At 72.6% G+C, this 14,425-nt stretch carries 12 protein-coding genes; all 12 read left to right on the top strand.

Annotated features, from left to right (window positions below; all coding sequences use genetic code 11):
* Positions 1-19 precede the first annotated feature (19 nt).
* The 12 genes from ABZS80_RS01635 to efeU all read left to right on the top strand — a co-directional run bounded on the left by ABZS80_RS01635 (position 20) and on the right by efeU (position 14,415).
* Entirely contained in the window at positions 20-4,318 is a 4,299-nt protein-coding gene (locus ABZS80_RS01635) for a toxin glutamine deamidase domain-containing protein (RefSeq protein WP_355054188.1), read from the top strand.
* A 1-nt stretch (position 4,319) separates the two neighbouring features.
* Positions 4,320-4,754, top strand: coding sequence for a hypothetical protein (locus ABZS80_RS01640; protein WP_355054189.1), 435 nt, complete (start codon positions 4,320-4,322; stop codon positions 4,752-4,754).
* Positions 4,755-4,806: 52 nt separating this feature from the next.
* Positions 4,807-5,391 carry a DinB family protein gene (locus ABZS80_RS01645; RefSeq protein ID WP_355053935.1) on the top strand — a complete coding sequence of 195 codons (585 nt, stop codon included), beginning with the start codon at positions 4,807-4,809 and terminating at the stop codon, positions 5,389-5,391.
* A 28-nt stretch (positions 5,392-5,419) separates the two neighbouring features.
* Positions 5,420-5,761, top strand: a complete 342-nt coding sequence (locus ABZS80_RS01650; RefSeq protein ID WP_355053936.1) for a hypothetical protein — start codon at positions 5,420-5,422, stop codon at positions 5,759-5,761.
* Positions 5,758-6,429, top strand: coding sequence for a deoxyribonuclease V (gene nfi / locus ABZS80_RS01655; RefSeq protein WP_355053937.1), 672 nt, complete (start codon positions 5,758-5,760; stop codon positions 6,427-6,429). The genes ABZS80_RS01650 and nfi overlap by 4 nt, the downstream gene beginning before the upstream one ends.
* Positions 6,430-6,697: 268 nt before the next feature.
* Complete coding sequence (locus ABZS80_RS01660) at positions 6,698-7,675, top strand: hypothetical protein (protein WP_355053938.1); 978 nt, start codon at positions 6,698-6,700, stop codon at positions 7,673-7,675.
* A 185-nt stretch (positions 7,676-7,860) separates the two neighbouring features.
* The gene (locus ABZS80_RS01665) at positions 7,861-8,073 is read left to right on the top strand and encodes a Trm112 family protein (RefSeq protein WP_151465048.1); all 213 of its coding nucleotides are present in this window, start codon (positions 7,861-7,863) and stop codon (positions 8,071-8,073) included.
* Positions 8,070-9,266 carry an SIS domain-containing protein gene (locus ABZS80_RS01670; RefSeq protein ID WP_355053939.1) on the top strand — a complete coding sequence of 399 codons (1,197 nt, stop codon included), beginning with the start codon at positions 8,070-8,072 and terminating at the stop codon, positions 9,264-9,266. The genes ABZS80_RS01665 and ABZS80_RS01670 overlap by 4 nt, the downstream gene beginning before the upstream one ends.
* Positions 9,267-9,294: 28 nt before the next feature.
* A complete protein-coding gene (locus tag ABZS80_RS01675) occupies positions 9,295-10,308 on the top strand; it encodes a cation diffusion facilitator family transporter (RefSeq protein ID WP_355053940.1) in 1,014 nt (337 codons plus the stop codon).
* A gap of 2 nt (positions 10,309-10,310) precedes the next feature.
* Positions 10,311-11,462: a mannose-6-phosphate isomerase, class I gene (gene manA / locus ABZS80_RS01680; RefSeq protein WP_355053941.1), complete on the top strand. Its 1,152-nt coding sequence runs from the start codon at positions 10,311-10,313 to the stop codon at positions 11,460-11,462.
* Between the two features lie 300 nt (positions 11,463-11,762).
* Positions 11,763-13,262, top strand: a complete 1,500-nt coding sequence (gene ahcY / locus ABZS80_RS01685; RefSeq protein ID WP_355053942.1) for an adenosylhomocysteinase — start codon at positions 11,763-11,765, stop codon at positions 13,260-13,262.
* A gap of 211 nt (positions 13,263-13,473) precedes the next feature.
* Entirely contained in the window at positions 13,474-14,415 is a 942-nt protein-coding gene (efeU, locus tag ABZS80_RS01690) for an iron uptake transporter permease EfeU (protein WP_355053943.1), read from the top strand.
* Positions 14,416-14,425 lie beyond the last annotated feature (10 nt).

Raw genomic sequence — 14,425 nt, forward strand, 5'->3', positions numbered from 1 at the left:
GGAGGATCCGCGCGTGAGCATGCTGCCCAGCCCGATCCCGCACCCGCTCGACCACTGCCCCTGGGACGTGCCCGGCTGGATCTACGAGGCGCTCGACTGGGTCGTCGGCGTGGAGTGGCCGGAGGGCAACGAACGGGCCGTCTGGGACCTGGCCGACCAGTGGTACGGCGTAGCAGACGTCCTGGCCGGCCCGCGGAACGACGCCACCACCGCTGCCGGTGAGGTCCGCAGCGGATACGGCGGCGTCGGCCTGGTGGCGCAGGCGTTCGACATCGCGTGGGGCAAGGTCGCCGAGGGCGAGGACGCGCCGCTGCACGTCCTCGTGACGGCGACCGGCGAGCTGGGCAAGCTGGTCGACTCGTGCGGCTGCGACATCGAGGGCGCCAAGCTCGAAGCCTGGATCGAGCTGGGCATCCTGGTCGTCGAGTTGCTCTCGCTCGCGGTGGCCACCGTGCTGACCATGGGCGCCGCGTCGCCGGCGGCCGGGGCTGCGATCACGGCCAGCCGCGTCGCGGTGCAGCAGATCTTCGAGCGGCTGGTGGCCCAGTTGGCCCGCAAGGCCGTCAAGGAGGGGCTGAAGGAGGCCGGCGAACGGGCCGCCAAGGAGGTCGTGAAGAGCGGTGCCCGCGGGCTCGCCCGCCGGGCCGCACTGGGCGGACTGGTGGAGGCGGGGCAGGAGGCCGGCACCAGCCTGGCGACCCAGGCGTACCAGAACTCCACGGGCCGGCGTGACGGCCTGGACCTGACCGACGTGGGCACGTCGGGGCTGGGTGGCTTCGCCGGTGGTGCGGCCGCGCCGCTGGCCGGCCTCGGGCGGCACGCGCACGGGCGGTTCGCCCAGGTTGGGGAGCGCCTCGGGCGGGAGATGGCCGGCGAGACCCTGGCCGAGAGCGCGGCGGGGCTCGCCACCGGTCAGGACCTGTCGCTGGAGGACATCGCCCGGGCGGCGGCCTCCGGCGCCAGCGGCTCCGCCACCGGACAGGCCGACAGCGCGCTGCACCACCGGCTCGACGAGAAGCTGTCCGGTCTTCCCGCGCAGCCGCTGGACCTGGGGCTCTCGCCGTCCACCGGCCTCATTCCCTCCCAGCGGATGCCGGAACCGGTCACGCTCCTCGGGGATCCCGCACCGGTGACCCATCCCGGGGCGGCCGACTCGGCGCCGGCGTCGAACCTTCCGTCGTCCCTCGTCGGCGGCGGGCCTCCGGCGCAGCCCCCGTCCGTCCAGGTGGCGGCAGGTGTCGGTGCTTCACCGGTTCATCCGGTGGACGTGGAGGTGACGACCGACGCTCCGAACGCGGCGGTGACGACGAACCCAGCCCGGCTGGAGACCACAGCGAGCCTGACGCTCTCGGCCGTGGCCGTCGAAGCGCCCGTTGCGGGAGCGCCCGGTGCCGACACCGCCGAGCCGAAGTCCGGTCCGGTCAAGACCCCTGGGCTGCCCGACTTCGGCACGCCGAACCACATGGCGCCGATGCAGGCGGCGGCCTCGCCGGGCATGGTGGATGCGTCTGCCACCGCTGCCCCACACGGGCTGGTATCGGTGCCATCGGACCAAACCGGGGTGAGCGCCACGACCGGGCGCACCGGGTCGCTGGCCACCCCGTCGGCGCCCCCGCACACCCCACCGGCCAACGACCCAGGACCGGGGTCGTCGGTCAGCGGACCAGACCCCCGGCCCGCGCCGAACCCCCGTTTCCCTCTACTGGAGGCGCTGGCTCCACAGCGCCCCGCGGCCGACCCTCCGTCGACGCTGCCCGGCCCCTTTGACCCGCTGCCGCCGCATGGGACGACGTCCCAGGAACGGGCCGCGCGACTCGCGGCGGACCGGGAAGCCCTCGACCGGCGCCGCTATCGGGGCTACCTCCAACACCAGCGAAAGCTGTATGAGGAGAACAGGCGGCAGGGCCAGCTCAGGGAACTGCGCGACCTGGCCGAGCAGCATTATGAAGCCGCGCGCTGGCTTCTCAGGCGGGCGCACGAGCTGCGCGAGGCGGGGCGACAAGACCTCGCCGACCAGCACGTCCGCGAGGGGCGGCGCAGGGAGCGGCTCCACTACCGAGCGGTCGACGCGGCTGAGGCAGTGCGTGCCGGCGAGCTGCTGCCCGCCGAGGTGATGGTCGAGGACGACCTCGACTTCTACCGGATCAACGACGATGTCGCCGACCTCGCGCTCGGTGCCGTGGAGACCGTGGACCACTCGGCGCTCACCGGCCACGGCCATCCACCGCCCATCGACCGCTCGCGCCGGTACGGCATCCGGGGCGGCCTCCGGCCACCGCTCGCGCTGCACCAGACCGACCTGGAGCGCCAGATGCCGCGCCACCCCGACGGCAGTGTGGTGCGGACCGCCGATCCCCGCCAGGGCGGGTGGTTCCAGCTGGCGAACGACGGTGGACCCGCCGCGGACGCCACCCGGGGCATCAACTGCCTGGACTGCACGTTGTCGCTCTTCGAGACCTGGATGCACGGCCGGCCGCGGGTCTCCGCTCCGCGTACCTTCGACGGCTACCTCCTCGGGGATGTCCGTCAGCCCGTGGGCGGCGAGGCGGACGGGCCTCGCCGGGTCGAGGAGACCACCGGCGGACGGTTCCAGAACCTCTGTCCGACCGCGCTGCCGGGAGCCCGCGACCGCGAGACGCGCGAGGTGATCGAGGGCGGTTACCGCGACCTGCACGGGCAGCTCCTGGCGGGTGGCCACGGCAGCTACGCGTTCCTCATCACCACCTACGAGGGCGGTGGGTCACACGCCTGGGTGGCGCTGAACCAGAACGGCATGATCCTCTACCTCGACCCGCAGGCCGGCCGGGTGGGGACACATCCGCTCTACACGCACAGCGGCATCCGCAACCCCCACAACGTGGTGGCGGTCGATGCCCTGGTGCTCGGTCCCGACGGTCGTCCGATGCCGCTGGTGGGCCGGCCACCGGGTGACTTCAACGTGCTGCCCGACCCGGTGGAACCACCGGCCCCGCCCCGACCGCTCGAACCGCCACCGCCGGCCGACGACGGCGATGCCCCGGACTTCAACCACGTCCACCTGCTCGGCGAATCCACCACCCTCCACCACCGGCCGGACGGCACCTCGTTCCCCGGCAGCGCTCCGGACGCGGAGCCGGAGGCGGCCCAGCTGCGGAACGCGCACCGTGACGCGCACGCCGACCGGATCGCCGCCGGGCTGTACGTGCGGGATGCGCTGGCCGCGAGCGGGAGCCTGGACGAGGTCTTCGCAGCCGGGGTGACACCGGTCGAGCTGGCACAACACGCCGACGTGCCGACGCTGCAACGGCTGGTGCCGGAGCTGGATGCGACGGCGGCCGCTGACCTGACGCGACTGCTCGCCGACCCACGCGCCAGGCAGATGCTCGACCACACGTGGGAGGCGCCACCCCGAGGCGAGGAGCTGCTGGCCGAAACCCTGGTACGGCAGCTCGCGCAACGCCCCGACCTGGTCCGGATGATCCTCTCGACACCGGAACTCGCCAACTCGCTGACCGCCCGCCCGGTCACCCTGCACCACCTGGCCACCCACCAGAAGGCGATCGACGTCCTCGGTGCGGCATTGAATGACATCGCGGAGCGGGGGCCAGTGGTGGTAGCACGAGAGGCTTCAATTAAGGCTGCGGCTACTCCTCTAACCGAGGAACAACGCCAAGTCAGTGCGTCGTGTGAGGTGGGAGGACGCGATCCGGTTCAACCCGGCTTCGACCAGGCCCGCCGCAACGACCCGGCATATCGTGGACAGTATCTTGATCAGCTCTACCGAGATGCAGCTCTCGTGCAGCCAGAAGTAACGAGTCTCGCGCGAAGCCTGGCATTGCGCTCGGCTGGGAAAGCGGAAGCGAAACCGAGGCCGGGGCCGAAGGACAGGCGGCGTGCCGAGGACAAGGTGGTGAAGTACGGCGGGGACGTGTCGTCGCTGACTGACCTGGCTGCCGCCAGTGTTTCCTTCAACGACCTGGCTGACTTGTACAGCGCTCTCGGGTCGCTTCATCGAGAACTGGGAAATGACATCGTCTATTTTGAAGACCGCCTAGTTGTGCCGCAGCAGAGCGGGTATCGCGACATCCTCATGATGTTGCGCACGTCGACCGGGCACATTGCCGAATTTCGTCTGCAGTTGAAAGCGCTTGATCGGGTAGCCGAGTGGGAACACGCGCTGTACGAGGTTGGGCGTGATCTGAAGGCGGTTGCCGGACACGAGGGTCGTAGCATGTCGACCATGGAGCGCGCGCTGCGGGGCGGTCTTCTCCACCAAGCCCGGCATTACTTCTGGGAAGCGTTGCAGATATCGATGGCGAGGGATCGCACGCGTGACTGACATGCCCGACCTGGAGCTGCCTGCCTACTTCAGCTACTACAGGTCCCCCGTGAAGATGGTGCCGACGACTGAGGGTGGCCTCATGGCCTGGCGGCTGTCGATCGACAGCGGCGGGTGGGAGCCGGCAACGGATCTCGTCGACGAGATCCTGTTCGCCGTTGGTGGAGAGGTCAGCGTCCTGACTGCGGATCAGTTCGTCCAGCGGACGGAGTACCAACGAGGTCGATACCTCAGGGGTGAGGGGCCCGTCTTCGCGCTCTACGAGACAGTGAAAGCCATCGCGGACGCCGCCGATGCGGAACGCCGACGGCCGACGGTCGAGGAGGCGGCGTTGATCAAGGGCATACATCGGCGGACGTTCGTGATGTTCGAGGAGCAGCTTCAGCAGGCCGGGGATCCCGGCGCCGACCCCACCATCGCCACTGCCGCGCCCTGACCCGCCTGCAAAATGCCTTGCAACCGCCGTCCCACGGCGAGAAGGTCCGGGCATGTCTGACGCGGGTACCAGCACCGACACTGATCGGCCCACTCCTCAGTTCGCCTGGTCGAACATGTTCGTCAGACCGGAGGACGACCCCCGTTCGGAGGGCGGGTTCGACGACGAGGTGAGCGTCCTGGTCAACTACCTGCGGGACCAGCGCCTCACCCTCGAACTCAAGTGCGCCGGCCTCGACGCCGAGCAGTTGGCTCGGCGCTCGGTCCCCCCGTCGCCCATGTCGCTGCTGGGGTTGGTCCGGCACATGGCGGAGGTGGAGCGGGGTTGGTTCCGCCGCACCATGGCCGGCGAGGACGCACCGCGGATCTGGCGGACCCCGGCGGACCCGGACGCCGACTTCCGCGGCGCGGTGGGCGACCCCGCCGTGGTCGAGGACGCCTGGGCGGCCTGGCGGGAGGAGGTCGCGTACGCGGAGCGGTTCGTCGCCGAGGCCCCGAACCTGGACGTCAAGGGGCGGCACGGCGACGGGGAGATCTCGCTGCGGGAGCTGCTGGTGCACATGATCGAGGAGTACGCCCGGCACAACGGCCACGCCGACCTGCTGCGCGAGCTGATCGACGGCCGCGTCGGCCAGTGACCCGGACAGGGTTGGCTACGGTGGGGCGATGACGGGTTCGCCGCGACGGCAGGCCGCCTCCTGGGCCGCGGGCCTGCTGATCGGGCTGGTGATCGGCCTGCTCACGATCGGCGGCGCCGCAGGCGCGGCCTTCGGGATCGGCATCGGCGTGGCCTTCGCGATCGCGCTGATCAACGCCCCTGCCCGCAAGCCCGGCCAGAATTCTGACCGGACCGCGGGGCCGCATGCCGAGGTGGCCCGCGTCTCGTACCGAGATCAGAGCATCGAGCCTGATGCCGACCGGCATCCCCGCCAGTCCGGTGGGCCGAAGCCGGGCCAGGGCGGTCCCGATGGTCCCCGCGATGCTGACGGGGAGGTCGGTCGGCCGTGACGGGCGGCGGAGTGCCGTACCGCCCGCCGGCCGACGTGGCGGAGGCGCTGCGCGTGCAGGAGGAGTTGCGGTCGAAGGTCGATCTGGTCGGGCCGGGGCCGACGGCGCCCGCGACGGTCGCCGGGCTGGACGTCGCCTACGCCGAGAGCGGTGACCGGCTCGCGGCGGCCGTCACGGTGCTGGACGCGACCACCCTCGCCGTGGTGGACGAGGCGGTGAGTGTGGGCCGGCCGGCGTTCGACTATGTGCCGGGGCTGTTCGCCTTCCGTGAGCTGCCCGCGTTGCTGGCGGCCCTGGACCGGTTGACCGTCCGGCCGGACCTGCTGGTCTGCGACGGGCACGGGTTGGCGCATCCGCGCCGGTTCGGGCTGGCCTGCCATCTCGGGCTGGTGACCGGGCTGCCCGCGATCGGGGTGGGGAAGACGCCGCTGGTCGGGGTCTGGGACGAGCCGGGGCGGGAGCGGGGCGCCTGGACGCCGCTGCGCGACGGCGGCGAGGTGGTGGGCCGGGTGCTGCGGACCCGCGACGGCGTGAAGCCGGTCTTCGTCAGCGTCGGGCACCGGATGAGTCTGGACAACGCGGCCGACCGGGTGCTGGCGTTGACGCCCCGCTACCGGCTGCCGGAAACAACCCGCACGGCCGACCGGCTCTGCCGCGCGTCGATGTGAATCTTGGACAGTTGCCGTTCGTGGCGAACGGTAAGTGTCCAAGATCTCCAGCCGCTCGTCGGCCGGCTGCCGCGCCGAGGGGCCACGGCGGCCCGGGCGACGAACGGCCGGAATTGATCATGCGGGCGGGCCGGGTCGCCTCGAGGATGGAGCGGGTGGCGCGGGGTGTCGCGGCACACATGCGGGGTGCTCGATGAGCGGGTGCCCCTCCAGGCCGGTAGTAACCTGACCGGCGGATCCCGTCCGGGGCGGAAGCGGTGAGGTGGAGATGTCGGTGAGGCGACACGCGGCGCGGTGGGCCACGGTCGGCGTGATGCTGGGCGGCCTGGTGGCCGGCGCGGCGTCCCCGGCGCTGGCCGCCGACGACCGGGTGGAGGTGCGCTCGGCGAGCCGCTTCACGGCCGGTGGCTCGGCGGGCACGGTGGCGGTCGAGGTGCGCAAGCGCACCGACGGCTGCGTGCTGCTCCGCACCGCGCTGGGGCTGCGGCTCGACGGCCTGCGGGCGGACCAGGTCCAGGTGCACGTGGCCAGCGGTGGCCGGTGGGTGCCGGTGCCGGTGTCCGGCGGTGGCGGCGCGGTCGCCACGGCGCAGACCTCACCCGCCAACCCGGGGCTCTGCAAGGGCAAGGGGATGACGGTCCGCTACCGGGTGGCCTTCCTGGCCGGCGCGACCGGCGGGCGGCTGGACGTGGTCGGCGAGGCGAGCGCCGCGAACGGTCGGGTCCTCGGCCGGTCCGCCGCCTCGGCCCGGGTGGTGGGTGCGGAGCCCACCGCCAGCCCGACGCCGTCCCGCAAGCCCTCGCCGACCCCCACCCCGAGCGCGGCCGCGACCACGCCGGCCGAGGACGCCACCACCTCGGCGGTGGCTGCCGCGCTCGACCCGGCCGACGGCACCGCGGCCGACGACTCGTCCTCCGGAGGTTCCCCGATCATGTGGTTCGGCATCGCACTGGTGCTCGTCGGCGTCGCGCTGATCGTGCTGCTGGTCCGCCGGAACCGTGCGGAGAAGACGGACGGGCAGCCGGGCGCCGGTCACCCGCCCGTCCCGCTCCCGCACGGCAGCACGACCTACCGCTCCGGCGCGCCCGCCGGTCAGGTGTACGGGCAGCAGCCGCCCGCCCCGACGCCGCGCCCGAGCGGGAGCGTCTACGGCGCCCCCACGGCCACGGCCGACCGGCCGGACGGCGAGCCGCCGGCCGCCGCGGGCGGCGACGCCACCACCGTGCTGCCCCGCGTGCCGCGCTGAACCGGAACCCGGCCGGCCGCCGGGGTTACGGTGACGGTGGGTGACGGTGACCTGACCGGGTCGCCGCGCACCGGCCGCCGGGTGTCGAGATGTGGCGAGGTGCCCGTGCCGGTTCGCCGATAAGATCGCGTGCGCCGGACGGCACCGCCGACCGGTGAGACCGCATACGTGGAAGGAGCCGCGCCGTGGCCCTGGACCCGCAGTTGCTCGAGATCCTCGCCTGCCCGGACACGCACCACGCCCCGCTCGACTACGACCCGCAGGCCCAGACGTTGACCTGCACCGAGTGCGGTCGGATCTTCGAGGTCCGGGACGACGTCCCGGTGCTGCTCCTCGACGAGGCGCGCGGCGGCCCCGCGGCGGACGACGCGCGCGGCGGCTCCGCGTCGCCGCGATGATGGAGGGCACGGCCGGGGTCAGCGGGCACCGGCACGCGGACGAGTCATTGCTGGACAATCCGGACCGGCTGGCCGAGCACGACCCGGGCGGGATGCTCCGGTTCACCGCCTCCGCCGGTGCCCAGGTCCGTGAGTCGGCGGCGCTGGCCGCCGAGGCGAACCTGACCGTCCTCGCCGATGAGGGCCGCCCGCGGGCGGTGGTCATCGCGGGCATCGGCACCGCCGGGCGCACCGGCGACGTGCTGGCCACGGTTGCCGGGCCGCGTTGCCCGGTGCCGGTGATCCCGCACCGCAGCGCCGGCGTGCCCGGCTGGGTGGGCGCGGCGGACGTGGTCATCGCGGTGAGTGCCTCCGGCCGCAGCCCCGAGGCGCTGGGCGCCGCCGAGGCCGCCCACCGGCGGGGTGCCCGCCTGGTCGCCGTCGGCGCCCCGGACTCGCAGCTCCAGTCGGTGGCCGAGCGGGCCCGGGCGCCGTTCATCCCGGTGCCCCGGCGCGCCCCGGCCCGGGCCAGCCTCTGGGCGCTCACCGTGCCGGTCCTGCTGGCCGCCCGTACGCTCGGGCTTGTGAAGGTCAACGAGGCGGATCTGGCCGAGACCGCGGCCCGGCTGGACGCCGACGCCGACCGGTGCCGGCCCACCGCCGAGTCCTTCGTGAACCCGGCGAAGTCGCTGGCCCTGGGCCTGTCCGGGTCGATCCCGATCGTCTGGGGCTCCTCCCCGCTGGCGACCGTGGCGGCCCGCCGGTTCGGTGACACGCTGTCCGCCAACGCCCGCTACCCGGTGGTCACCGGGGCGCTGGGCGAGGCGGGCCGAGGTCGGGTCGGCCTGCTCGACGGCGTCTTCGGTGGCCTGGTCGAGGGGGAGCGGGACATCTTCGCCGACCCCGGCGAGACCGACGGCGACGCCACCCGGCTGCGGCTGGTGCTGCTGCGCGACGGCGGCCTGAATGCCGAGGACGACACCGACGAGCCGCTGGCCGTGGAGGAGCGCCGCGCGGACGCGGTGCAGACCCTCGCCGAGCGGCGCGGGGTGCGCTGCGACGTGGTCACCGCGGAGGGCGGGTCCGCGCTGGAGCGGCTCGCCTCGCTGATGGCGGTCCCGGACTTCGCCTCGGTCTACCTCGCTCTGGCACACGGACTGGACCCGATGGCCGTGCCGGCCATCACCGAGATGAAGGAGCTGGCGAACCAGTGAGCACGTGCGGCATCGGGCGGGGAGAGGCATGAGCGCCAACGGTGGAACGAGGGCGATCGTGGCCGCCCTGGCGGCCAACGTCGGCATCGCCGTCACCAAGTTCATCGCGTTCCTGCTGACCGGCTCCTCGTCGATGCTGGCCGAGTCGATCCACTCGGTCGCCGACTCGGGCAACCAGGGCCTGCTGCTGCTCGGCGGCCGGCGGGCCAAGCGCGAGGCCACCCCGGAGCACCCGTTCGGCTACGGCCGGGAGCGCTACATCTACGCGTTCATCGTGGCGATCGTGCTGTTCAGCGTCGGTGGCCTCTTCGCGCTGTACGAGGCGTACCACAAGGCGCAGCACCCGGAGCCGATCACCGAGTGGCAGTGGGTTCCGGTGGCCGTCCTGGTGATCGCGATCGCCATGGAGAGCTTCTCGTTCCGGACCGCCATCCAGGAGTCCAACCAGATCCGGGGCAACCAGTCCTGGGTGCGGTTCATCCGCCGGGCCAAGGCCCCGGAGCTGCCGGTGGTGCTGCTGGAGGACTTCGGCGCGCTGATCGGTCTGGTCTTCGCGCTGTTCGGCGTGGGAATGACGCTGATTACCGGCAACGGCATGTGGGACGCGGTCGGCACCGGGATGATCGGTGTGCTGCTGGTGGTCATCGCGATCACGCTGGCCATCGAGACCAAGAGCCTGCTGCTCGGTGAGGGCGCGGAGCGCCACGATCTGGCCAAGATCGAGCGGGCCGTGACCGAGGGGCCGGAGGTCGAGCGGATCATCCACATGAAGACGCTCTACCTGGGCCCGGAGGAGCTGATGGTGGCTGCGAAGATCGGGGTGGCGCCCTGCGAGACCGCCGAGGAAGTGGCCCGGGGCATCAACGCCGTCGAGGCGCGGATCCGCGCCGCCGTGCCGATCGCCCGGGTCATCTACCTGGAGCCGGACATCTACAGCGTGGCGGCGGACCGCGCGGGCACCGGGCAGGCCGCGCCCACCGCCGTCCCGCAGGCCGACACGGAATCCGGCAGCGACGAGACCGCCGGACGGCCCGGGAGCTGACCGTGGAGCTGTTGCAGGGCCGGATCCGCGACTACGCCTGGGGTTCCCGCACGGGCATCGCGGAGTTGCAGGGGCGTCCGGTGCCGAGCGCCGGGCCGGAGGCCGAGCTGTGGCTGGGCGCCCACCCGGGCGCCCCGGCCACGGTGGACCGGGACGGCGCCCCGGTCGACCTCACCGACCTGCTGGTCGCCGAACCGGCGCACTGGCTGGGCGAGCGCCTGGTCGGCCGGTTCGGCACCCGGCTGCCGTTCCTGTTGAAGGTGCTGGCCGCGGACGCTCCGCTGAGCCTCCAGGCCCACCCGAACGCCGAGCAGGCCCGGGCCGGCTACGCCGCGGACGCGGACCGGGTGAACTACGTCGACCCGTACCACAAGCCGGAGCTGCTGGTCGCGCTGTCGGAGTTCGAGGCGCTCTGCGGGTTCCGCGACCCGGCCGGGTCGGCGGCGGCGATCGCGGCGTTCGGCGTACCCGCGCTGGAGCCGGTGGTGGCGGCGCTGCGCACCGGGCCGGCGGGGCTGCGGGAGGCCGTACGCCTGCTGTTGAGCTGGCCGGCGGCGGAGCGGGCCGGGCTGGTGGCGGACGTGCTGGCCGCGGAGGTCGCCGGGCCGGACGCCGACCTGGCCCGGGCCCTGGCGGCCGACTACCCGGCCGACCCGGGCGTGGTGGTGGCGCTGCTGCTGCACCACGTCCGGCTGGCGCCGGGCGAGGCGATCTGGATGCCGGCCGGCAACATGCACGCCTACCTGCGGGGCACGGGCGTGGAGATCATGGCGGCGAGCGACAACGTGCTGCGCGGTGGGCTCACCCCGAAGCGCGTGGACGTGGACGAGCTGCTGCGGGTGCTGCGCTTCGAGGTGCTCGACGAGCCGGTGGTCCGGCCGGAGCCGGTGGCGCCCGGGGTGGTGACCTGGCCGGTGCCGGTGGAGGACTTCGCCCTGCACCGGGTCGAGGTGACGCCGGGCGGCCCGGAGGTGCGGCTGCCGCTGCCCGGCCCGCGGGTGGTGCTCTGCCGCGCCGGCGAGCTCGTCGTCGACGACGGGGTGGGTCGCGTCACCCTGACGGCCGGCCGGGCGGCGATCGGCGCGGCGGTGGGTGGCCCGCTGGTGCTCGGCGGCGACGGCGAGGCGTTCGTCGCCACCGCCGGCGTGCGCTGACCCTGATCCAGGCCCCGCAGAAGTCCGACTTTCCCGAAATGGCTTGACGGGGTCGTGACGCGGTGTGACTCTATGGGTACGCAGCGTTGTCGCGACGAAGGTCTCGGTAACGCGCGGGGGAACCAAACCGGGGGGATGCACGGGGCGGCCGGGCCGTGAGCGGAAAGTCCGTTCACGACCGACCGCCCCGTGCGCTGTCCGCCGACCGGGCCACCGTCTTGTCGGCCAACCGGGCAGGGGAGGAGAAATCCACGCGCGTAAGGTGGAAGGCTGCGCAGTCTTCGTTCGACAGGAGCTTCCATGACCAGCACCCTCCCGGCGGCCCCCCGTGGCGCGTCGTCCGGAGCCCGGCCGAGCACCCTCGCCGAGGGCGACTACAAGGTGGCGGATCTGTCGCTCGCCGCGTTCGGGCGTAAGGAGATCCGGCTCGCCGAGCACGAGATGCCCGGGCTGATGGCGATCCGTCGCGAGTTCGCCGAGGCCCAGCCGCTCGCCGGCGCCCGCATCACCGGCTCGCTGCACATGACCATCCAGACCGCCGTCCTGATCGAGACCCTGGTCGCGCTCGGCGCGCAGGTCCGCTGGGCGTCCTGCAACATCTTCTCCACCCAGGACCACGCCGCCGCCGCGATCGTCGTCGGCCCGGAGGGCACCCCCGAGGCCCCGGCCGGTGTCCCGGTCTACGCCTGGAAGGGCGAGAGCCTGGAGGAATACTGGTGGTGCACCGAGCAGGTGCTCACCTGGCCCGACGGGCAGGGCCCGAACATGATCCTCGACGACGGCGGCGACGCCACCCTGCTCGTGCACAAGGGCGCCGAGTTCGAGAAGGCCGGCGTCGTGCCGCCGGTCGAGTCGGCCGACTCCGAGGAATACGCGGTGATCCTCCAGCTGCTGCACCGCTCGCTCGCCGAGGACGGCCAGCGCTGGACCCGGATCGCCGCCGGCATCAAGGGCGTGACCGAGGAGACCACCACCGGCGTGCACCGGCTCTACGAGATGCACCGGGCCGGCACCCTGCTCTTCCCGGCCATCAACGTCAACGACTCGGTGACCAAGAGCAAGTTCGACAACAAGTACGGCTGCCGCCACTCGCTCATCGACGGCATCAACCGCGCCACCGACGTGCTCATCGGCGGCAAGATGGCCGTCGTCATGGGCTACGGCGACGTGGGCAAGGGCTGCGCCGAGTCCCTGCGCGGCCAGGGCGCCCGGGTCGTGGTGACCGAGGTCGACCCGATCTGCGCCCTGCAGGCGGCGATGGACGGCTACCAGGTGGCCACCCTGGACGACGTGGTCGAGCAGGCCGACATCTTCATCACGGCCACCGGCTGCTTCGACGTCATCACCCACGAGCACATGGCCCGGATGAAACACCAGGCCATCGTCGGCAACATCGGCCACTTCGACAACGAGATCGACATGGCCGGCCTGTCGAAGCGCTCCGACGTGACGCGGGAGAACATCAAGCCGCAGGTCGACGTGTGGCGCTTCGAGGACGGCCACGCCATCATCGTGCTCTCCGAGGGCCGCCTGCTGAACCTCGGCAACGCCACCGGCCACCCGAGCTTCGTGATGTCGAACTCGTTCGCCAACCAGACCATCGCCCAGATCGAGCTCTTCACCAAGACCGACGAATACCCGGTCGGCGTGTACGTGCTCCCCAAGCACCTGGACGAGAAGGTCGCCCGGCTGCACCTGGGCGCGCTCGGCGCCAAGCTGAGCACGCTCACCAAGGAGCAGGCCGCCTACCTTGGCGTGTCCCAGGAGGGCCCGTTCAAGCCGGAGCACTACCGCTACTGAGTCCACGCCCGGAGGGGATCGGTGCCGGCCGCCGCGCGGCCGTCCCGGTCCCCTTCGCGTACGCGGGGGAAAGCCGCGGTGATCTGCGTGTGTCGGGCTGCGGACGGTCCGGGTGACATGGCCATGAACGACTTGACGACCGGCCCGATCAGGAGGAAGGTATGGCTGCCCTAAGTTAGCTGAGGCGTGCCTTACCGACTACGGAGTACCGATGTTCGCCACGTACCTGATCGGCCTGCGCGAGGGCCTGGAAGCGACCCTGGTGGTCAGCATCCTGGTCGCCTTCCTCGTGAAGTCGCAACGGCGTGACCGGCTGCCGCAGGTGTGGGCCGGTGTCGGCCTGGCCGTGGTGCTCTCCGTCGTCTTCGGCTGGCTGATCGAGTACACCTCGACCTCGCTGCTGGCCCGCTCCGAGGACCGCGAGCTGTTCGAGGCCGTCACCTCGGTGGCCGCCGTGGTCTTCGTGACCTGGATGATCTTCTGGATGCGCACGGCCGCCCGCACGATCGCCGGCGAGTTGCGCGGCAAGCTCACCGACGCGCTCGCCGTCGGCTCCCTCGCGGTCGCCGGCATGGCCTTCCTCGCGGTGATCCGGGAGGGCCTGGAGACCGCGCTCATCTTCTACTCCGCCGCGCAGAGCGCGGCCGGCGGCACCGGCGCCGGCGCGCTGCTCTCCCTGGCCGGTGGCGTGGCCACCGCCGTGGTGATCGGCTTCCTGCTCTACCGCAGCGCCCTGAAGATCAACCTGAGCAAGTTCTTCACCTGGACGGGCGCGCTGCTCATCCTGGTCGCCGCCGGCATCCTCAAGTACGGCGTGCACGACTTCCAGGAGGCCGGCGTGCTGCCCGGCCTGAACAACCAGGCCTTCGACATCTCCTCGACGCTCGACCCGAACGCCTGGTACGGCGCGCTCCTCGCGGGCATGTTCAACATCACCGCCGCGCCGACCGTGCTGGAGATGATCGCCTGGGTTGCCTACGCGGTCCCGGTGCTCGTCCTCTTCCTGCGCAAGCCGGCCACCCCGGCCCGCCCCGCCGCCCCGCCGGCCACCGCCGGCGCGCCCGCGCCGACCCCGGCCGGCGACGCCGTGAGCACGCCGGCCGAGCCGGCCGACACCGAGGCTTCCACCGACACCGCGCCCCAGCGCGCCTGACCCGCCCGTT

The sequence above is a fragment of the Micromonospora sp. NPDC005305 genome (assembly GCF_040607315.1).
Taxonomy (GTDB): domain Bacteria; phylum Actinomycetota; class Actinomycetes; order Mycobacteriales; family Micromonosporaceae; genus Micromonospora.

What these genes read in the sequence shown, in the direction of transcription:
- ABZS80_RS01675 (WP_355053940.1), top strand. Translation starts at nt 9,295, where the DNA reads ATGAGCGCCAACGGTGGAACGAGGGCGATCGTGGCCGCCCTGGCGGCC.
- ABZS80_RS01635 (WP_355054188.1), top strand. Translation starts at nt 20, where the DNA reads ATGCTGCCCAGCCCGATCCCGCACCCGCTCGACCACTGCCCCTGGGAC.
- ABZS80_RS01670 (WP_355053939.1), top strand. Translation starts at nt 8,070, where the DNA reads ATGATGGAGGGCACGGCCGGGGTCAGCGGGCACCGGCACGCGGACGAG.
- ABZS80_RS01650 (WP_355053936.1), top strand. Translation starts at nt 5,420, where the DNA reads ATGACGGGTTCGCCGCGACGGCAGGCCGCCTCCTGGGCCGCGGGCCTG.
- ABZS80_RS01645 (WP_355053935.1), top strand. Translation starts at nt 4,807, where the DNA reads ATGTCTGACGCGGGTACCAGCACCGACACTGATCGGCCCACTCCTCAG.
- efeU (WP_355053943.1), top strand. Translation starts at nt 13,474, where the DNA reads ATGTTCGCCACGTACCTGATCGGCCTGCGCGAGGGCCTGGAAGCGACC.
- ABZS80_RS01640 (WP_355054189.1), top strand. Translation starts at nt 4,320, where the DNA reads ATGCCCGACCTGGAGCTGCCTGCCTACTTCAGCTACTACAGGTCCCCC.
- ABZS80_RS01660 (WP_355053938.1), top strand. Translation starts at nt 6,698, where the DNA reads ATGTCGGTGAGGCGACACGCGGCGCGGTGGGCCACGGTCGGCGTGATG.
- ahcY (WP_355053942.1), top strand. Translation starts at nt 11,763, where the DNA reads ATGACCAGCACCCTCCCGGCGGCCCCCCGTGGCGCGTCGTCCGGAGCC.